Raw genomic sequence first — 18,847 nt, 5'->3', positions numbered from 1 at the left:
CTGGGGTCGCGCGGGTGCGGCTAGCTGCCGGTCACCCGCACGTCGAGCACTCGCTGGGCCCACGCCAGGGTGTTGCGGACCCGTTGCGGCGGCGGCACCGCGCCGTCGTCGTCGCGGCGCGGGCGCAGCAGCACCGCGAGGTCCGCGCCGAGTTCCTGCGCGCGCACGCTGTCCCCGGCTCCGACCGCGGCCGGCATTTCGCCGGCGAGATCGTCGACGACGTCCCACAGTCCCGGCCGCAGCCGGGCGTGCACCGCTTGCCGCAGAAGGGAAACCAAATCGGACTGGCCGGTGTCGACCAGTGTGCGGCCCGCGCCGATCTCGTCGGCGAGGCTGCGCGCGACCTTCGCCGGTCCGGTCGCCGGGCCGAGTCGCAGGTACCGCACGCTGCCGAGATAGCCGGACAGGTCGCGGGGGTCGGTGCCCTCGGTGAGCACCAGGATCAGCTTGCGGTCGTGGCCCAGCGTGCGGTGCAGGAACAGTTCCGCCTCCGCGGATTGCCAGCGGCTCGCCTTGCCGTCGATCACCAGGCACAGGTGCTGTGCCTCGCTCTCCGCCCGGCCGAGCCGCGACCGGTCTCCGGACAGCGATTTCCCTACCTGGACCCCGAGTTTCTCGAGTTCTTCCGCCACCGCCCGGGACGCCGTCAGGTTCGAGCGCGGCATGCTCACCTGGATGTCGTAGGCGAAATCCTCCTTCTGCGGGCGCACCGCGGCCACGTACGCGTCGCGGTTTTCCTCCAGCAACTCGGTGCGGTCAAAGGAATGCGCGATCACCGCGGCGACCGTTTCGAGCGCGAAGCCGACCTGGTCCGCGCCGGGGCTTTCCTCGTGCAGCACCGGAAGCTGCTCGCCGAAGGTCCAATACGACACGTACGGCAGGGTCAGGTGCCGGGCCATCGTTTCCGGCGCGACGTCCTGGTCGAGCCAGGGTTCGAACAGGCTTTCGGTCTCCTCGACGCAGAACTTCCGCCACTTCTCCGACCGGTCGTACTCCTCGCGCGTGTCGAATCGCGAGAGCACTGGCAATACCGGCAGCTGCGGACGGTCGTACGGCAGGGCGTTGCGGGCGACGTTGGCCCGTTTCGCGATGTCGACCGCGCCGCGGACGCTTTGCCGGTTCGCGGTGTAAAGGACGACGAGCCGGTCCGGCAGGTGCGCCGCGCAGATGCCGCCGACGTCGGAGATTCCGGTGCGGCTGTCGAGAAGAACGTAGTCGTAGTTCGAGGTCCAGTGCTCCCGGCACTTTTCGAGATACGCGCCGAAGCGGTCGTCGTACAGGCTTTCCCAGTCGATTCCCTGCACCTGCGCGGGATAGTCGAGGCTGTCGCGCCCGGCGGCGAGGAAATCCAGGGTGCCCGGCGAGTTGTCGCCCGCGGCCAGCCGGAGGATGTGCCGGTCCGGCCGGACGGTTCCGGCCCGGAAGTCGGCCACGAGGTCGACCACGCCGCCCTCCGGTTCGCGGTCCAGCATCGGGCGGAAGTAGTCGCTCAGGCCGGGCGCTTCGAGGTCCCAGTCGACGCACAGCACGCGATGGCCCCAGCGCGCGAGCAGCACGGCGATGTTGGCCAGCGCGAAACTGCGGCCGACGCCGCCCTTGAACGAGTAGAACGTGATCACGGTGCCGGTCATCGGCTCAGAATTTCGGGACGCGGGAGGTCGGCGGGTCGTCCGGAGCCGGGGTCAGCACGGGCCAGTCCGGCCGCCACGGAGGAGCCGCGCTGATCAATTCCTCCACCTCCGCGGCGATTTCGTTCATTTTGTCGTGGAAACCGATGTACTTGGGCGAAACCTGGAAATGCTCGTACGGATGGTTCCAGTCGGTCAGGTTCTGCCACCGGCGTTGATGCGCGAACGGCGGGAAATTCTTCGAATCGGCGTAGATCACCGGATAGATCAGCGTCGCCGGACGTTCGCCGCCGGCGAGTTTCTCCCGATGCGCCATCGACGCCCATTCGGCGAGGCACCATTCGTTGTAGAAGTACTGCCCCGACGCGACCGGGACGAGAATCCTGGTGCGCTGCAACGCGTTGCGCAGCTCGTCCGGCCAGCGGTCGCCGACCCGGACCGCACCGTCGAAGAACACCCGGACCTCCCGGTCGAGGTTTCCGTCGAGCAGTTCGCGCAGCCGCGGCTGGAAATGGTTGCGCACCCACCGGGCGATCGGATCCGCGGTCCGCAGATAACTGATGAAAACGTCGTAGTGGTACACCTGGGCAGCGCTCCCCGTCGATTCCCGCGTCCTGGCGATCCGACCTCTCGGCCCCCGACGATACCTTTGGCGGCCGCCTCGACAAGGGACAGATTCTGGACACTTTGTGGCCGAAAACCCGCGCTCGCCCGCCGGGTCCGGAACCGGGACCGAAACTGGACCGGTCGCCGCCGCCGGAATTCGAGGAGCCCGATGTCCGCCCCCGCCGCACCCCGGATCTTCATCAGCTACGCCCACGACACCGCCGCCGAGCACTACCGGCAGGTCGGGACCTTCGCCACCTTCCTCCGCGCCCGGATCGGCCTCGACGTCCGGCTGGACCAATGGGACGACTCCTCCCGGCTCGACTGGTCGGCCTGGGCGATCCGGAACATCCGCGCCGCCGATTTCGTGCTGGTGGTCGCCTCCCCGAACTACCGGCGGCGCGCGGACGGCGAGGCGCCCTTCGACGAGGGCCGCGGCTCCCAGTTCGAGGCGCGGATCATGCGCGACGCGCTCACCCGCGACCTGGAGCGGGAGACCAGCCGCATCCTGCCGGTGGTGCTGCCGGGCGCTTCCGTCGAAGACATCCCGGCGTTTCTCACCCCGTATTCCACCACGCATTACCGGGTCTCGGAATTCACCGACGACGGCGTCGCCGGGCTGATCTCCGCGATCACCGGACGCAGCCAGAACGAACGCCCGGTACGCGGGATCTGGCGCGGCGCACCGGATTCCGCGGCCGCACCGGTGCTGGCGACCGGACTGCCGTGGCACGAGAAGAGCGCGGACATCACGGCCGGCTCAGCGCGGATCGACGGGATCAGTTACGAGCACAGCGTCGTTTTCCGCACCTCCGGACCGACTTCCGGAGCGTGGGCGTTCGCGGAAATCGACCTCGGCGGCGCGTACGCGCATTTCACCGCGGTCGCCGGCGTGCTCGACGACGCCGAAGACTCGGCTTTCCAGACCGGCCTGTTCTGCATTCGGCTCGACGGGGAAATCCGCCACCTCGACCATTCCGCTTTCGGCAGCCCGCGCCACACCGAACTCGACGTCACCGGCGTCCGGCGGCTGCGCCTGGAGATCCGCCGCCCCGCCGCGGGGGTCTCGCCGACGGGACCGGCCGCCGGGACCACGCGCCCCGCGGCACTCGCCTGGGGGAATCCGACCCTGCGCTGAACTGGTGTTTCCTGCTTCCGAGGAAACAGGAAACCCCTTGTCCGCCCTCGCTCCCGGATCGCATTCTGGGTGCACGCCGCTCGTTCCGGGCGGGTCGCCGAGAATCACGGAAAACCGGAAAACCGCGAATTCACGCTGTTTCGCGGCCGGGATTTTCCGTGCCTGGATCCGGGAGGGAGGTGCGCGGAAATGCAGACGCACGGAATCGTTCTCATCCTCACGCTGCTGGGCCTGGCCTGAGGCGGAGCCGGCCGGATTCGCCGCGAGGGCGGAGCCGGCCGGACCGGCTTATCCGCGAGCCCGCAAATGGTCCCGCAACGCCCGCGCGACCCGCGCCATCAAGATCTCCGCTTCCGGCTGGATCGCCGCGGGCACCCGGGATTCAGTCAGCGCCGCGACCGCGAACGACTGGCCGTCCGCATGCTCCACCACCCCGATCTCGTGCCGCAAGTTCAAGAGAGTCCCCGTTTTCGACGACCACTTCGCGGAATCCGACGCGAAATCCGGCGCCAGCCGTTGCCGCAGCAGGTTGTCGCCCATCAGTTCCCGCACCCGTGCCGACACGTCCGGATCGATCTTCGACGGCGTCCACAATGCAGTCAGCAGGTCGGCGAACGCGCGAGCCGAACCCGAACTCGCGCGCGAAACATCCAGTTGCCGCACCGGATGCCCTTGCCCCTCGGTCACCGCGCCGATCGCGAGCGAGTGCGCCAGATGCACGTCGGCCGCGGCGAATCGTTCCACCGGCGTATCGCTCAGCTCCCGTACCGAATGCCGCACCGAGATGCCGGCGATGCCCCAGTCGCGCACCGTCCGCGTGACCTCCGCGGGCGAGGTGAGAGCGAACAGTTCGTCGGCCGCCGCGCTGTCGCTGATCGAGGAAGCCAGGTACATCAGGTCAGCCACCGCGACCCGCGCCGGATGGCGGAAGCGCGACAGCCCGGTCGGCCCCGCGGTGTCGATGCGGTCGGGTTCGATCTCCACCTGCCGCGCGCCGTCCAGTTCGCCGCGCCGGATCCGGTCCTGGGTCACCGCCACGAGCGGGACCTTGACCAGCGACGCGGTCGCGAACTCCAGGTCGGGCTCGATCCCGATCTCGCGGCCGGACCCGAGGTCCCGGACGAGGAACGAGCCGCGCAGCCCGCCTTCGTCGAGTTCGTCCCGCAGCCGCGCCAGCAGCGCCTCAGTGTTCACCGCGTCAGTCTGCCGCAAGGCTCGCGCCGAGACAGCGGGCGATCGCGGCGCGCAGCGGCGTCCGCACCCGGCCGACGTCGTCGCCCAGCCCGGCCGCCACGTCGTACCCGCGCGCGAGCCGGACGCCGCCCGCCGGACGCCACGCCAATCCCAGTTCCCGCGCCTGATCCGCCGAGCACAGCAGCAGATCCGCCGACCCGATCACGCTCGCAGCGGCCGTCGTGAGCGTCCCGGCGACCTCGACCTGCGCGGGCAGCAGCCCGGCCGCGTCCCGCGCGCGGAACACCCGGTCGCGAACGTGCGGCACGTCGTCCTCCGGCTGCACCCACACCCGGCGGCGCGCACCGGCCGCCCGGCCCGCGCGCAGGGTTTCCAGGTACACCACGGCTTCGTCCGGCTCCGCCTCGCCGGCCAGCCCGAGCGGCACCGTCCACACGCCGTCCTCCGGCGGCACCGCGACGAGCGCGGCCCGCACTTCCTGCGTCCGCACCAGCTCCGCCCGCTCAGCCGGCCCGGCGACGCGAAACTCCAGGAACACCTCGACCGTCCGCGCCTGCGCCTCGAGCTCGGCGAGGTCGCGAGTGGTCGACGTGTCCGGGACCGCCAATCGCAACGGCCGCCGACGCGCGCGCTGAGCGTCGTGTTCCATCGCCTCGGCGAGGCGGACCAGGCGTTGCGCCGACGGAAGCAAGTCCCGCCCGAAGGGCGTGAGCTGCGCACGCCGCGTGGACCGGTCGAACAGCCGCTCCCCCAGGTGCCGTTCGAGCGCGGCGATCCGGCGGCTCGCCACCGGCTGCGGGATCTGCGCGACCGCCGCCCCGCCGGTGAAGCTCCCCGCTTCGGTCACGCTCACGAACGCTTTGCAGCTGCCGACCAAGTCCACGACCAGAGCTTATGCCAGATTCGCATCATCTCGCACAAAAGTGTCTTGGCCCGCATGAACCGGCCGAGGGCACGCTGCTGGGGAGTTGATCGACTTCGGAGGGAGAACCCCGTGTTCCGCAGGCTGACCCTGGCCACGTTCGCATTGGTCGCGCTAGCCTCATGCGCCACACCAGCAACACCGGAATCCCCGGCGAGCGCGACACAGTCCGCCGCGCCGGTCGCGGCCAAAACCGTCGTCCAGCCGGATTTCGCCGCGCTGGAAAAGGCTTTCGACGCCCGGCTCGGCGTCTACGCGATCGACACCGGCGACGGCCGCGAGGTCGCCTATCACGCCGACGACCGCTTCGCCTACGCATCAACGCACAAGGTGTTCAACGCGGCAGCCATCCTGCACCGCGGGGACGATCTGACCCGGACGGTCACGATTCGGCAAAGCGATCTCGTGCCCAACTCTCCGATTACGGAGAAGCACATCGGGGAGCAAATGTCGTTACTGAGCGTCCTCGACGCTGCGCTGCGTTACAGCGACAACACTGCGGATAACCTCATGTTCCGCGAAATCGGCGGTCCCGCCGGGCTGGCCGCGGAGGTCCGCGGGCTGGGCGATACGGTCACCCACGTGGACCGCATCGAGCCCGCTCTCAACGAGACGAGCCCTGGCGACGTCCGGGACACGACCACCCCGCGAGTCTGGGCCAAGGACCTGCGCGCCGTCGCGCTCGACTCGGGACTCCCGGCGGACAAGCAGGCCGTGCTCACCAAGATCATGCGCGCCAACACCACCGGCGCGAACGTGATCCGCGCCGGCGTGCCCGCGGACTGGCAGGTCGCGGACAAGACCGGATCCGCCGATTACGCCACGCGCAACGACATCGCCGTGGTATGGCCGCCGAACCGGGCTCCGATCGTGCTCGCCGTACTGTCCGACCGCCCGCGGAAGGACGCGAAGTCCGACGACAAACTGATCGCGCAGGCCGCTGCCGCGGTCGTGAAGGCGTTGCAGTGACCGGAATCTACCGAGTGATCACCCACGTGCTCGCGGTGCTTTTCGTGCCCGTCGCGTGGGTGGTCGCGCGGGGCCGGGCGCGGCACGTCGCATGCCAGTGGGCGCTGGGGGCCCGCTATCCGGCCGAAAACCTCGCCGGGCTCACGCCCGGCACGCACGCCGCGTTCACCGCGGCGCGCACCGAAGCCTTGTGGCAGCACGGAATCCTGCTCGGCCTGACGTCCGGCCACCGCGACGCCGCCACACAGGCCGACCTGTTCCACGCCGAAGTGCAGCGCGCCGGTTCGCACGAACTCGCCCTGCACCTCACGCTCCCGCCCGCGCAATCGCAGCACGTGCAAGGCGTCGCGCTCGACGTGCGGCCTTACGAAGGCGCGCAGTGGCTCGAAGTCCACGGTGGACGGTTCGGCCTGTATCGCGTGTACGACAACGAATGGTGGCACTTCGAGTACCACCCGAACGGCCGCCCGCAACGGCTGCCGCACCCCGGTTACGCGACGACCCGCGCCGCCAGCTGAGACTGAATAGTCCACAGTGGACCCGAACGTCACGGATATGTGACGAAACCGGGCAAGCCGTAACGAACCTCCGCATCGGGCGATAAGCGGATGTGCCCGGGGATGTCCCGGGCCTGTCCCGAACGGAAATCGCATGATTCGCCCGGTCTCGAACCGTCTCCTCCTGCGCTACGGCGCCGTCGCGGCCGCCGCCGCGCTCGCGTGCACCGCCTGCTCCGGCTCCGGTTCCGGCGGAAACGCCGCGCAGCCGCCCGCCGCCGCCAGCCCGGCCGCGAGCTCGTCGGCCGCGCCGGCCGCCGCCCCGCCCGACGCCGCGACCGTCGGCGAAACCGTCAAGGCCGCGATGAAGAAGTCGACCGCGGTCCACGTCAAGGGCTCGAAGAGCGAAGACGGCAAGATGAAGGTCGACATGCAGTTCAACAAGGACAGCGTGAGCGGCTCGATCGAGAAGGACGGCGTCGAGGTCCCGGTGCGGCGCGTCGGCGACAAGGTCTGGATGCGGTTCAGCAAGTCGCTGACCAAGGAGGCCGGCCTGCCCGCCGAGGCCGCCGCGATGGTGAACGACAAGTGGGTGTCGCTCGACTCCCAGCTCGGCCAGGGTCTCGGCGAGGCGTTCAAGCTGTTCCTGGACTACGACGTCTTCGTCGGCTCGATGGCCGACGACGCCGCCAAGCCCGGCTACTCCGCGGGCGAACCCGCCGACGTCGCGGGCACTCCGGCGCTGCGGTACAAGAACGGCACCCGGACGATCTTCGAGGCCGCCGGCTCGCACCGCTTGCTGCGCCTCGAATCCCCGTCGGAAGGCACCATGGAGTTCAGCGGCTGGGACCAGCCCGTCCCGGCCCAGGCGCCGCCCGCCGCGGAGATCTACTCCGGCCCCGGCTCCTGATCGAACGGCCTCGCGTTCCCGCGCCGTTCGGGAGCGCGAGGCCTTCGTCCACTGTGGACAAAAGCGTCACGAATCCAATACAGAGCCGGACAAAGGCGTAACAGACCGCTGGACCAGGCGATAAGCGGATGCGCCCGGGGATGTCCCGGGCCTCTCCCGAACGGAAACCGCATGATTCGCCCGGTCTCGAACCGTCTCTTCCTGCGCTACGGCACCGTCGCGGCCGCCGCCGCGCTCGTGTGCACCTCCTGCTCCGGCTCTGACGGCAACGCCGCGCAGCCGCCCGCCGCCGCCAGCCCGGCTGCCAGCTCTTCGGCCGCGCCCTCCGCCGACCCGCTCGACCCCGCGGCCATCAAGGCCGCGATGAAGAAAGCGACCGCGGTCCACGTCAAGGGCACGAACAACAACCGCGGCGAGATGAAGATCGACCTGCAGATGAACAAGGACAGCGTGAGCGGCTCGATCGAGCAGGACGGCGTCGAGGTGCCCGTGCTGCGCGTCGGCGACAAAGTCTGGATGAAGTTCACCAAGTCGCTGACCAAGAAGGCCAAGCTGCCCGCCGCGGCCGCAGCGATGGTGAACGACAAGTGGGTCTCGCTCGACTCCCAGCTCGGCCAGGGTCTCGGCGAGACATTCAAGCTGGTCACGGACTACGACGTCTTCGTCAGCGGCATGGCCAGCGAGGCCGACCAGCCCGACTTCTCGACAGGCCAGCCCGCCGAAGTGGCAGGCACCCTGGCACTTCGGTACCAGAACGACAGCACGACGATCTTCATCGAGGCCGTCTCGCCGCACCGCTTGCTGCGGATGGAGTCCCCGAAGGACGGCACGATGGAGTTCAGCGGCTGGGACCAGCCCGTCCCGGCCCAGGCCCCGCCCGCCGCGGAGATCTACTCCGGCCCCGGCTCCTGATCGGACTCCCCTCGCGCTCCCGCGCCGCTCGGGAGCGCGAGGCCTTCGTCCATTGTGGATCCGGATCACGGATCCATGACAGCGGCGGACAAGCCGTAACGGACGGCTGGAGCAGGCGATAAGCGGATGCGCCCGGGGGTGTCCCGAGCCCGTCCCGAACGGAAATCGCATGATTCGCCCGCCCCAGAAACGTTTCCTCCTGCGCTGCGGAGCCATCGCCGCCGCGCTCGTGTGCGCCGCTTGTTCCAGCTCCGGCGGCACTCCTGCCCAGTCGCCGGCCAGCGCGGCCCCGAGTTCGCCGGTCAAGCCGGCCGACGCGCCGCCGGACGCCGCGACGGTCGGCGACACCGTCTCGGCCGCGATGAAGAAATCGACCGCTGTCCACGTCAAAGGCAGCGACGGCCCGACGAAGTTCGACGTGCAGCTCAACAAGGACAGCGCGAGCGGATCGATCGAGAAGGACGGCGCGGAGATTCCGGTGGTCCGCGTCGGCGACAAGCTCTGGATCAAGTTCACCCGCGGGATGGCCAAGATCGCCGGGCGACCCGCTGGGGCCCGCTCTCCGCTGGACGACAAGTGGGTGTCCATGGACTCGCCGATGGCCCAGGGGTTGGGCGAGGGGGTCAAGATCTTCCTGGATCGCGACGTCCTCGTCGGCGCCATGGCCGACGACCTCGACCAGCCCGGCTACTCCGCGAGCGAACCCGCCGACGTGGCGGGCACTCCGGCTGTGCGATACGAGAACGGCGGCAGGACGATCTTCCTCGATGCCGCCGGCTCGCACCGCCTGCTGCGGTACGAGTCCCCGAAGCAAGGCACGATGGAGTTCAGCGGCTGGGACCAGCCCGTCCCCGCCAAGGCCCCGCCCGCCGCGGAGATCTACTCCGGCCCCGGCTCCTGAAGTTCTGCCAGCCGGGCGAACGAGTGCGACACTGCCCGAGATGATCGGTCTGCTGTATCCCACTCGCGATTGCGCCGAAGACGACTTCACCGCCCTGGCCGGGTGCCTGGACGCCCGGCCAGGCGTGGAATTCGCCTATGTGCCCTGGGCCAGGCGCGTGGTCGAGCGGGAGAACGTCCAGGCCGCCGTACGCGAGCTGAGCGAACCGGACCGGCTGGTCCAGGCTGCGGGGACCTTCACGACGTCGCCGCGAGTGGTCAGCTGGGCGTGCACGAGCTGCAGTTTCCTCGACGGCGTCGCCGTGGCCAAGACGCAGACCGACGCCCTGACGGACGCGCTGGATGTCCCGGCGAGCAGCACGTCGCTGGCGTTCCTCGCCGCGGCGCATCGGCTCGGTTTGGAGCGGATCGCGCTCGCCTCGGTGTACGCGCCCGAAATCACCGACGCGTTCGCGGCGTTCCTTGCCGAGGAAGACATCGCCACCGTGCACGCCGTGTCGGCCGACGCCGGTTCGGACCGCGACCTGGCGACCTGGGACAGCGCCCAGATCCGCGACCTGGTCGATTCCGCGGCCTCCCCGGACGCCCAAGCCGTCCTGGTCCCGGAGACCGCCCTGCACACCGCGCCGCTGCTCGCCGAACTCGAGAAGCGCGCGGGAAAACCCGTGCTCACCGCGACGCAGGTGACGCTGTGGCACTGCCTCACCCTGCTCGGCCGACCGGCCGCCGGACCGGGTCTCGGCGCCCTTCTGGCCCATCCGCACTGATGTCCACTGTGGACAGATGAGTACGCCGGCCGGATCGCGGGTAGCCACCGATCATGAGCAGCCACCTGATCGCCGTCGCCGTCGACTGCCGGGACGCTGACGCGCTCGCCGAATTCTGGCGGGAAGCGCTGGGCTATCCGCGGGCCGAGCGGTGGCCGGACAGCCACGGACTCACCTACGTCGAACTGAAAGCGCCGGACCGGCCGTCGCTGCTGTTCCAGCCGGTGCCCGAGGGGAAGGCCGGCAAGAACCGGCTGCACCTGGACATCGCGCCGGACACGGTCGAGCAGCGCGACGAGGTCGCCCGCCTCGTGACGCTGGGCGCGAGAGTCGTGGAGGATCCGGAAAACGACCACTGGATCGTGCTGAAAGACCCGGAAGACAACGAATTCTGCGTGCTGCCCCGGCGGTCCTGACCCGCGTCCGGCCGGGGGCTACGATCTTCGCCGTGCCCGACTCCCGAGTGCCCGCGCAACCCGACCTCGGGATGCTCGCCGGGCGACTGCTGTTCGCGGTGCAGCGGGAACTGTTCACCGCGCTGGCCGCCGAAGGCTTCGGCGACCTGAGCCCGCGGCACGGCGCGGTGCTCGCCTACCTCGGCCCGGACGGTGCGCGCGCGACGGAGCTGTCCCGGCTGTCCGGACGGCGCAAGCAGGTCATCGGCACGATGGTCGACGAACTCGAAACCCTCGGCTACGTCGAACGCCGCCCCGACCCGGCCGACCGGCGCGCGAAACTCGTCTGCCCGACCGAGCGCGGGTCGGCCATGATCGGGGCCTCGGCCCGCGTCCTCGCCGGGATCGAGGACCGGCACGCCCAGCGGCTCGGGCGGGGCGAGTACGCGGAGTTCAAGCGGGCGCTGGCCGAGGTCACCGACCAGCAGCGGCATTTCGCGGGGCAGTGATCACTGGCCCGGGCGCCCCTGGTGCGGCGGACCCTGCGGAGGCCATTGCCCCGGCATCGGCTGCTGCGGGTACGGCTGCTGGGGTTGCTGCGGGTACGGCCGCGGCATTCCCGGAGCGCCGTACTGCTGCGGATACTGCGGCGGAACCGGAGCCGGCTGCGGATATTGCTGTCCCATCGGAACCTGTCCCGGATACTGCGGCATCCCCGGAACCGGTGCCCCGTAAGGCATCCCGTAGCCCACGGGCGGAGGCCTCTTCGCCGACACCGCGGGCAGCCACAGCACCACCGCCAGGACGGTCATCAGGCCGAACGCGACGCTGTCCCACCAGGAATGGGCAAGGATCACCCCGGCGAGCGAGCACACCAACTGCAGCGGCGCGCCCCACAGCAGAATCCGGCCGACCGATTGCCGTCGCGCGAAAATCATCCCTACGCCGACGAGCACCACGATCGCCAGCACCAGGGACAACGCGAACAGGTAATCGGAGGCGCGGACGCGGCTTCCGCCGCTCACGATTTCCCCGACCGACCAGATTCCCCCGCGTACCGCGTAAATCTCCAGCACCACGAGCAACACCGCCACCGCGATGCCGATCCCCGTCACCTTCGGCCGTTCCCTCGGCTGAGTCATCCCCGGTCCCCTCCGTCACCCTCCGGAGGGACAAGCCTACCAACCGCATCCGCAGTCCACAGTGGAGCAACCGCGGGAACAACGCCCCCGGCCCCCGCGACCGGCCCGGACGCCCTCTACGATCGGCCCGTGACCGCCTACGACGACGTCTTCGACCACCTCGACGCTTCGGCCCTGCCCGAGCGGCAGCAGCACATCCTCGCCACCATCCGGGACTGGGTGGGCCAGCACGGGTATTCGCCGAGCACGCGCGAGATCGGCGAAGCGGTCGGATTGCGGTCGACGTCCTCGGTGTCGAAGCATCTCGCCGCGCTGGAGGACAAGGGTTTCCTGCGCCGCAGCTCGACGATGTCGCGGCCGATCGACGTGCGCGCGTTCCTCGGCGACGTCCCCTCGCGCGACGGCGGCGACTCCGTGCCGGTGCCGGTGGTCGGCGACATCGCGGCCGGCACGCCGATCTCCGCGCTGGAGCACGTGGACGACGTCCTGCAGCTGCCGCGCGGGCTCACCGGCCGCGGCACCGTTTTCGGGCTTCGCGTGCGCGGCGATTCGATGGTCGACGCGGCGATCTGCGACGGCGACATCGTGGTGGTGAAGCAGCAGCACGAGGCGCATTCGGGGCAGATCGTCGCCGCGATGATCGACGAGGAGGCGACGGTGAAGGTCTACCGCCGCCGCGACGGGCACGTCTACCTCGAGCCCCGCAACCCGGCCTACGACGTGATCGACGGCGACCGGGCCGCGGTGCTCGGCGTGGTCGTCTCGGTGCTCCGCAGCATGTGAAGGTCCGTGAGGGGAACCCCGAGGGAATCAGAGTCCCTCAGGGTTCCCCTCACGGACAGCGGCGAGGTCAGTCGACCGCCACCGGAACCCGGGTGTCGACCAGTTCCTCCTGCTCGACCGCCCGGCCCTGCCACGGCCGCGCGATCAGCCACAGCACCAGCCCGGACACCACCAGTCCGCCGAACATCACCGTGGCCATCGCGGCCGCGTTGTTGCCCAGCAGGCCGACCACCGGCGAGACCGCCGCGCCGACGCCGAACTGCACCGCGCCCAGCAGCGACGCCGCCGTCCCGGCGTTGTTCCCGTGCGCGTCGAGCGCGACCGCGGGCGCGTTCGGCAGGATCAGCCCGGCGAAGAACAGCACCGCCCACACCGGCACCGCGACGCCGAACATGCCGCCGAACCCGGTCAGCGCGGTCGCCAGCAGCACCGCCGCCGAGCCCGCCGCGGCGAGGCTCGCCACGAGCAGCACCTGGTGCGGTTCGAAGCGGTTCATCAGCCGGGCGTTGACCTGCGTCGCGGCGATCAGCCACACCGCGCTCGCCCCGAACATCAGGCCGAACTGCTGCTGGTCCAGCCCGTACTGCTGCTGGAACACGAACGACCCGCCGCTGACGAACGCGAAGAGCCCGGCCATCGCGAACCCGGCCACCAGCACCAGCCCGACGAACGAGCGGTCGGTGAACAGGCTCCGGTAGGACCGCACGGTCGCCCGGAGCTGGAACGGCTGCCGCCGAGCGGGCGGCAGCGTCTCCGGCAGCGCGAGCGCCGCCGCGATCCCGCTCGCCAGCCCGATCGCGGCGAGCACCACGAACACCCCGCGCCAGTGCGTCCACGCCAGCAGCGCGCTGCCGAGCGTCGGGGCCAGCACCGGGGAAACGCCCATCACCAGGATGAGCTTGGACAGCAGTTTCGCCGCGGCGCGATCGGTGTAGAGGTCGCGCACCACGGCCAGCGCCAGCACCGCGCCCGCCGAGGCGCCCAGCCCCTGCAGCACGCGCGCCGCGCTCAGCAGCTCCACCGTCGGCGCCACCAGGCACAGCAGCGACGCGACGACGTGGATCAAACTTCCCGCGACGAGCGGGATGCGCCGCCCCATCGCGTCCGAAAGCGGGCCGGCGATCAGCTGGCCGAGCCCGAGCCCCAGCACCGTTCCGGTGAGGGTCAGCTGGATCGTCGACTCCGTCGTCGACAGTTCGCGGGTGATGTCCGGCAGCGCCGGCAGATACATGTCGATGGACAGCGGCCCCAGTGCCACCAGAACGCCGAGCACGAGCACCAGCTTCAGCTGGCTCCCCGCGTTCGGCGCGTCGCGTGTTTCGTTCACGCCACTCCCCTTCGTCGTGAGCACTTGGGCACCTACGAAGAAGACGGCCGAGAAATTCCGGAACCCGCGAACAGATCACACCCTGGGAATCCTGCTTGACAAACTCACCCGAGGCCGAGGGCGAAAACGTGGAGGTCCGGATCGGCCGGAAGAGTCACCGTCGCGATCTTCTTGCCCGCCGGGATTTCCAGCGGCGACGTGGCGTAAACCGAGGCGCCGATTCCCTGGCCGCCGGGCTGATTCCGGTGCGCGGTGCGGGCCACGAGCGTATTGCCGAACACTGGTTCGGTATTTCCGCCCGGCAACACCCAGTCACCGAACGAAAGATCGGCGGTCGCCGTCGTGCCGTCGGTGAACGCGACGGTCGCGCTCCCGCGATGGTCTCCGTTCGTCGCCGAACCGACGAAAAGCAGGCGGCCGGCTGAAGTTCCACCCAGATCGAGCTTCTGCCCGGAGGCCACCGCGTTGTCCGGGCGGCCGGACGGCGCGGCGGGCCAGACGAACGTCGTACCCGCAGCGTGTCCGGTCGAACCCGGAGCGAGACCGGCGTCGGCCAGCGCTTTCCGTGAATAGCTGTTTCCGGCGCCGTCGAAATTCGCCGAACCGCCGTCACCGTCCTCGGAAATGCCGACGTTGCCGAAGGATCCGGCCAGGCTTCCCTTCGGCGCGACCAACACAATTATCGAGGAAGAAACCGAATGTCCCTGGCCGCGCAACGTTACGGGCACTTCGTAGTAACCCGCGCGAGTCCCCGCCGCAGCCGTAACGGTCAGATCCGTTTTCCCGCTTCCGGTGCGGTCGTCGAGCCGCACCGAACGCGGGCCGGACACGGTGATTCCGGCCGGTGCCGACGTCGCGAGGTTCAGCGAGCGCAGCTGTCCGCCGAGCCGCTGGCCGTTCACCGCGACGGTGCCGGAGCCACCCGGTTCGACGGTGATCTGGTTGGCCACCGAGGCGACGTACGGTTCCTCACCGTCCCGATAGGACGGTGGCTGCGTGTTCGCGGCCCAGTTCCGGTCCGGCTGCGCGGACAGCGCGAAGTCGAGCCGCCCGCCATTGCGCGCCAGGTCCTGCGGCAGCGACGTCCGATCCCACCGATGCCCGTTGAGCGCCAGACCGTGGACGTACTGCGTGGTCGTCGAAGCGCCCGGCGCACGGAGGTCCAGCGTGCGGCCGCCCGGCAGCGTCAGCACCGCGCGCTCGAACAGCGGGCTGTGCACGGTGAGATCCGGCGTTCCCGGAGTCGACGGATACAGCCCCAGCGCGGCCCAGACGTACCAGGACGACTGCGCGCCGAGGTCGTCGTTGCCGGGTTCGCCGTCCGGCGTCGCGCTGAACAGCGTGGTCGCGATCCGGCGCACGACTTCCTGCGTCTTCCACGGCTGGCCGACGTGGTTGTACAGCCAGGGCACCCCGAAATCGGGCTCGTTGCCCGCCCACATGTACGGCTCGTTCGGGCCGACGTTGAGCTTCTGGAAGAACGTGTCGAGCCGCGCGGACACCGCCGCCGGGCCGCCCATCGCGGTCACCAGCCCGGCCGTGTCCTGCGGGACGAGCCAGGTGTACTGCGCGGCGTTGCCCTCGTCGAAACCGTCCTGGCCGAAGGTGCCGGGCGCGGGCGGCTGGTACGCCGGACCGTCCGGGAAGCGTCCGTCCTGGCCGCGCGGCTGGAGGTAGCCGGTGGCCGGGTTGAACAGGTGCTGCCAGTTCTGGCCGCGTTCGGCGAAGTCGCGGGCGACGCCGCGGTCGCCGATCGCGCCCGCGAATTGCGCGATGGCGAAGTCGTCGATCGCCCATTCCAGCGTGATCGAAGCCCCGACGCGCGCGTGGTCGCCGCGGGAGGCGTCGTTGTTCGGCAGGTAGCCGCGCGCGAGGTAGTCCGCGATCCCCCGGCGTTCCTGGTACGCGCCCGGCGTCTCGTCCACCGACGTGGCGCCCTTGACCAGGTACTTCAGCGCGGTCTTGACGTCGAAGTCGCGCGCGCCGAAGGCGTAGAGGCTGGACAGCAGCGCGACCGAACTGTCGCCGGTCATCTGCCCGGTATAGCCGTTGGCCATCGGCCAGCGTGGCCACCAGCCGCCCTGGACCGCGTCGTTGGTCAGCGATTGCGCCATGTCGCTGGCTTCCTTCGGGAACAGCATGCCGTGCAAGGGCGCGAGCGAGCGATAGGTGTCCCAGTCGGAGAAGTTGGCGTATTGCGAGTGCCCGGCCGGGAGCGTGCGGACTTGATTGTCGAAGCCGATGTAGCGACCGTCGACGTCGTTGAACGTGTTCGGGTGCATCAGGCTGTGGTAGAGGGCGGTGTAGAACGTCTTGAGCTGCGCGGAATCCTTGCCCGCCACGCGAATCCGGCCGAGCGCGTCGCGCCAGGCGTCCCTAGTCTTCTGGCGCATCGCGGTGAAGTCCCAACCGGGCTCCATGTTCTTCTTCGCGCCCTGAACGTCCACATAGGACATAGACACCTTCGCGCGGACCGCGCCCGCGTCGCCGAACGTCAGGTACGCACCCGCTTTCGGCGCGTCGACCTGATCACTGCCCGGCTGGACGGTTGTGCCGTCCCAGGTGCCGTGCGCGGTGAACGGACGGTCGAAGGTGATGTCGTAGTAGACGGTGTACTTGTTCGACTTGCCGCAGAAGTGCCCAGTCGTCGCCTGCCCGCTGACCTCGCGGTCTCCGGTGATTTTCAGCCCGGCCGCGGAGTTGCCAGCCAGGCTCGCGCCGCCCTTCACCAGCACCTGCGCGTTCTGCCCGGCGGGGAAGGTGAACGCCGCCATCCCCGTGCGCGTGGTCGCCGTCAGCTCGGTGCGCACGCCGGAATCGGGAAACGTGACAGCGTAATAACCGGGTTCCGCCTGCTCACCGTCGTGCGTGAACCGCTCGACGCGGTCCCCCGGCTTCGCCCCGACATCGCCGGTGACCGGCAGAATCGGGACGTCGCCGAACGCGTTGCAGCCGACCGACGCGTGGTCGAGGCTGAAGCCGCGGATCTTGTCGCTGTGGTACTGGTAGCCGGCGTAGGACCCGTCGGTGTCCGGCGAAAACTGCATCATCCCGAACGGCGCGGCCGGCCCGGGGAAGTTGTTGATCTCGCCGACCGAGGTGCCGCCGCGCCCGGTGCCGACGAGCGGATCGACGTACGCCGCCGGGTCGCTCACCAGCGGGACCTGCGGCGCGGCCGCCGCAACGGTTCCCGCACCGACGACCGCCGCCGTCACCAACGCTGTCACGACTGAGTACCGCACGCTGCCTCCCAGACCTCGTGTTGTCCGACCTTTCCGGCTGGCGGGCGGCGAGGTCAACGGAATGACAGAGATCTGGCCGGTTTTGAGCGGACAGACATCCGACAGGTTGCCCGGGAGACGGTCAAAGGGCCAGGCGATGCCGGACGTAGCGCCGCGCGACCTCGGTCAGCTGCGGGAAAGCGCCCCGATACGTCCACATGCCCAGGACAAGGACGGAAAAGGCGGTGATTCCCCGGTCCGGGGCGTCGCGGTAGGCCGGAATCCGCCGAGCCCACTCCTCGGCCTGCGCCGGAGTGTGACCGTCCGCGACGAGCCGCAGGACCAGTGACGTCGCGTCGAGCCAAGGCGCGCCGAGGCTCGACCAGGCCCAGTCGACGACCCGAGCCCGGTCGGACACCAGGATGTTCAGCGGATGAAGGTCGCCGTGCACAAGGCTGTCGCCGCGCACCCAGTCGATCCCCTGGCGCTCCCGCTCCACGAGTTCGTCCAGATGCCGCCGATCCCAAAGACCCAGTTTGCCGTCGGGCTGCTTCGACAGCCGACGCCACGGGCTCGACCAAGCCCACTGCTCGGCGGCTGACGGAAGGTCCAGCGAACATCCCGCCAGCGCCTGCGCCATCGTCACCGCGGCGTCCGCGACCAACGGGAGATCGGGCGAGCCCGGCTCGAGGTTCGCATGCCGTCCCGCGACGTGTTCGAAGCCCAGCAAGGACCATCCGTCCGCCTCGGCTTCCCAGAGAAGGCGCGGAGCGACAGCATGCGGCAGGCCCGGATTCGCCTTGGCCTCGATCCGCTGCATCCGCTCCTGGCGGGTTCCCGCCCGGACCCCCTTGACGAAGAAGCGTCCCCGCTCGGCCTGAAGCGCCGCCAGGAAGTCCGAGTTCCGTCCTTCGGACGGGGAAACGGAGCTGGAAACCTTTCCCGTTTCCTTCTCGACCGCCCGCCGCACCGGGGCAGGAATGTCCTCCCAGGCTCGGCTGGACATTGCCTTCCCTTCGCGTCAGCACGACACCGACGGCGGCGGATCGTCGGTGCATCCGTTCTTGCACTGTGAGCACTTCGCACACTTGGCGGCCGAAGTAAACCACAGCTCGGGATCCACGGCGAAACCTGCCGCCTGAATCGCGGACGTCGTGCGATCCATCTTCTCGGCGAAGGCCGCGCCTCCGCCCTCGGCCTCGTCGCCAGGTACGTGATGGATGAATCCTCCCGAGATCCGCTCGCAGAAATCCGCGTATTCGCGGGTATAAAGGACGAACGCGTGCCACCCGATATCGACAATTTCGCTCGGAGCCAACGGCCGGGAAGTCCGTGCACAGGCTGCGAGGAAAGCCAGCGCCTGGTCCATGACGCGCGCTGCGTATTCGCACGGCCAGGTGTTCTCTTTCGCGATCCGGGCGACGAGACGAGCGAACAGCGCTTCGGTGACAAGGCCCTTGCCGGCGAGGTCGTCTACTGCGATAGTCATGTTGTTTCCCCTCTGCTTCAAGACGGCCCAAGGGCATCGCCCCTGAC

General features: G+C 69.7%; 19 protein-coding genes. 10 read left to right on the top strand and 9 right to left on the bottom strand.

The genetic code is table 11. From position 1 onward, the window contains the following. Window positions 1-20: 20 nt before the first annotated feature. Both ABD156_RS26870 and ABD156_RS26865 read right to left on the bottom strand, forming a co-directional pair. The gene (locus ABD156_RS26870) at window positions 21-1,631 is read right to left on the bottom strand and encodes a KGGVGR-motif variant AAA ATPase (protein WP_344279421.1); all 1,611 of its coding nucleotides are present in this window, start codon (window positions 1,629-1,631) and stop codon (window positions 21-23) included. A 4-nt stretch (window positions 1,632-1,635) separates the two neighbouring features. Beyond that, window positions 1,636-2,211, bottom strand: coding sequence for a TIR domain-containing protein (locus tag ABD156_RS26865; protein WP_344279418.1), 576 nt, complete (start codon window positions 2,209-2,211; stop codon window positions 1,636-1,638). A 192-nt stretch (window positions 2,212-2,403) separates the two neighbouring features. On the opposite strand from ABD156_RS26865, the gene ABD156_RS26860 reads away from it, so the two are divergent. Continuing rightward, entirely contained in the window at window positions 2,404-3,372 is a 969-nt protein-coding gene (locus tag ABD156_RS26860; protein WP_344279415.1) for an SEFIR domain-containing protein, read from the top strand. A 288-nt stretch (window positions 3,373-3,660) separates the two neighbouring features. Here ABD156_RS26860 and ABD156_RS26855 read toward each other — a convergent pair whose 3' ends face one another. Both ABD156_RS26855 and ABD156_RS26850 read right to left on the bottom strand, forming a co-directional pair. Further along, a complete protein-coding gene (locus ABD156_RS26855; protein ID WP_344279412.1) occupies window positions 3,661-4,566 on the bottom strand; it encodes a serine hydrolase in 906 nt (301 codons plus the stop codon). Between the two features lie 4 nt (window positions 4,567-4,570). Further along, window positions 4,571-5,455: a LysR family transcriptional regulator gene (locus ABD156_RS26850; protein ID WP_425546115.1), complete on the bottom strand. Its 885-nt coding sequence runs from the start codon at window positions 5,453-5,455 to the stop codon at window positions 4,571-4,573. A 105-nt stretch (window positions 5,456-5,560) separates the two neighbouring features. Here ABD156_RS26850 and bla point away from each other — a divergent pair, with 105 nt between their 5' ends. The 8 genes from bla to ABD156_RS26810 all read left to right on the top strand — a co-directional run bounded on the left by bla (window position 5,561) and on the right by ABD156_RS26810 (window position 11,347). Beyond that, window positions 5,561-6,457, top strand: coding sequence for a class A beta-lactamase (bla, locus tag ABD156_RS26845; protein ID WP_344279406.1), 897 nt, complete (start codon window positions 5,561-5,563; stop codon window positions 6,455-6,457). Beyond that, on the top strand, window positions 6,454-6,975 hold the full coding sequence (locus tag ABD156_RS26840) for a M15 family metallopeptidase domain-containing protein (RefSeq protein WP_344279404.1): 522 nt from the start codon (window positions 6,454-6,456) through the stop codon (window positions 6,973-6,975). Before bla ends, ABD156_RS26840 begins: the two co-directional genes overlap by 4 nt. Before the next feature lie 133 nt (window positions 6,976-7,108). Further along, window positions 7,109-7,864 (top strand): hypothetical protein, encoded by a 756-nt coding sequence (locus ABD156_RS26835; protein ID WP_344279402.1) that lies wholly within the window; start codon window positions 7,109-7,111, stop codon window positions 7,862-7,864. Between the two features lie 171 nt (window positions 7,865-8,035). Further along, window positions 8,036-8,776 carry a hypothetical protein gene (locus ABD156_RS26830; RefSeq protein ID WP_344279399.1) on the top strand — a complete coding sequence of 247 codons (741 nt, stop codon included), beginning with the start codon at window positions 8,036-8,038 and terminating at the stop codon, window positions 8,774-8,776. Window positions 8,777-8,945: 169 nt separating this feature from the next. Continuing rightward, window positions 8,946-9,677: a LolA-like protein gene (locus ABD156_RS26825; RefSeq protein ID WP_344279396.1), complete on the top strand. Its 732-nt coding sequence runs from the start codon at window positions 8,946-8,948 to the stop codon at window positions 9,675-9,677. A 40-nt stretch (window positions 9,678-9,717) separates the two neighbouring features. Continuing rightward, the gene (locus tag ABD156_RS26820) at window positions 9,718-10,443 is read left to right on the top strand and encodes a maleate cis-trans isomerase family protein (protein WP_344279393.1); all 726 of its coding nucleotides are present in this window, start codon (window positions 9,718-9,720) and stop codon (window positions 10,441-10,443) included. Window positions 10,444-10,496: 53 nt separating this feature from the next. Then, window positions 10,497-10,859: a VOC family protein gene (locus ABD156_RS26815; RefSeq protein WP_344279390.1), complete on the top strand. Its 363-nt coding sequence runs from the start codon at window positions 10,497-10,499 to the stop codon at window positions 10,857-10,859. A gap of 32 nt (window positions 10,860-10,891) precedes the next feature. Further along, on the top strand, window positions 10,892-11,347 hold the full coding sequence (locus tag ABD156_RS26810) for a MarR family winged helix-turn-helix transcriptional regulator (RefSeq protein ID WP_344279387.1): 456 nt from the start codon (window positions 10,892-10,894) through the stop codon (window positions 11,345-11,347). On the opposite strand, the gene ABD156_RS26805 is transcribed toward ABD156_RS26810, so the two are convergent. Beyond that, the gene (locus ABD156_RS26805) at window positions 11,348-11,980 is read right to left on the bottom strand and encodes a hypothetical protein (RefSeq protein WP_344279384.1); all 633 of its coding nucleotides are present in this window, start codon (window positions 11,978-11,980) and stop codon (window positions 11,348-11,350) included. A gap of 129 nt (window positions 11,981-12,109) precedes the next feature. Here ABD156_RS26805 and lexA point away from each other — a divergent pair, with 129 nt between their 5' ends. Beyond that, on the top strand, window positions 12,110-12,763 hold the full coding sequence (gene lexA / locus ABD156_RS26800) for a transcriptional repressor LexA (RefSeq protein WP_344279381.1): 654 nt from the start codon (window positions 12,110-12,112) through the stop codon (window positions 12,761-12,763). 67 nt (window positions 12,764-12,830) lie between these two features. Here lexA and ABD156_RS26795 read toward each other — a convergent pair whose 3' ends face one another. The 4 genes from ABD156_RS26795 to ABD156_RS26780 form a co-directional block, all read right to left on the bottom strand. After that, window positions 12,831-14,090, bottom strand: a complete 1,260-nt coding sequence (locus tag ABD156_RS26795) for a Bcr/CflA family multidrug efflux MFS transporter (protein ID WP_344279378.1) — start codon at window positions 14,088-14,090, stop codon at window positions 12,831-12,833. A 104-nt stretch (window positions 14,091-14,194) separates the two neighbouring features. Beyond that, entirely contained in the window at window positions 14,195-17,332 is a 3,138-nt protein-coding gene (locus tag ABD156_RS26790; RefSeq protein ID WP_344279375.1) for a GH92 family glycosyl hydrolase, read from the bottom strand. A gap of 121 nt (window positions 17,333-17,453) precedes the next feature. Further along, window positions 17,454-18,317: a phosphotransferase gene (locus ABD156_RS26785; protein ID WP_344279372.1), complete on the bottom strand. Its 864-nt coding sequence runs from the start codon at window positions 18,315-18,317 to the stop codon at window positions 17,454-17,456. Between the two features lie 15 nt (window positions 18,318-18,332). After that, window positions 18,333-18,800, bottom strand: coding sequence for a glycine-rich domain-containing protein (locus tag ABD156_RS26780; protein ID WP_344279369.1), 468 nt, complete (start codon window positions 18,798-18,800; stop codon window positions 18,333-18,335). Between the last annotated feature and the right edge of the window lie 47 nt (window positions 18,801-18,847).

Origin of the sequence: Amycolatopsis albidoflavus (assembly GCF_039525725.1) — a bacterium.
Classification (GTDB): Bacteria; Actinomycetota; Actinomycetes; order Mycobacteriales; family Pseudonocardiaceae; genus Amycolatopsis; species Amycolatopsis albidoflava.
This window is presented reverse-complemented; position numbering and strand designations above follow the sequence as displayed.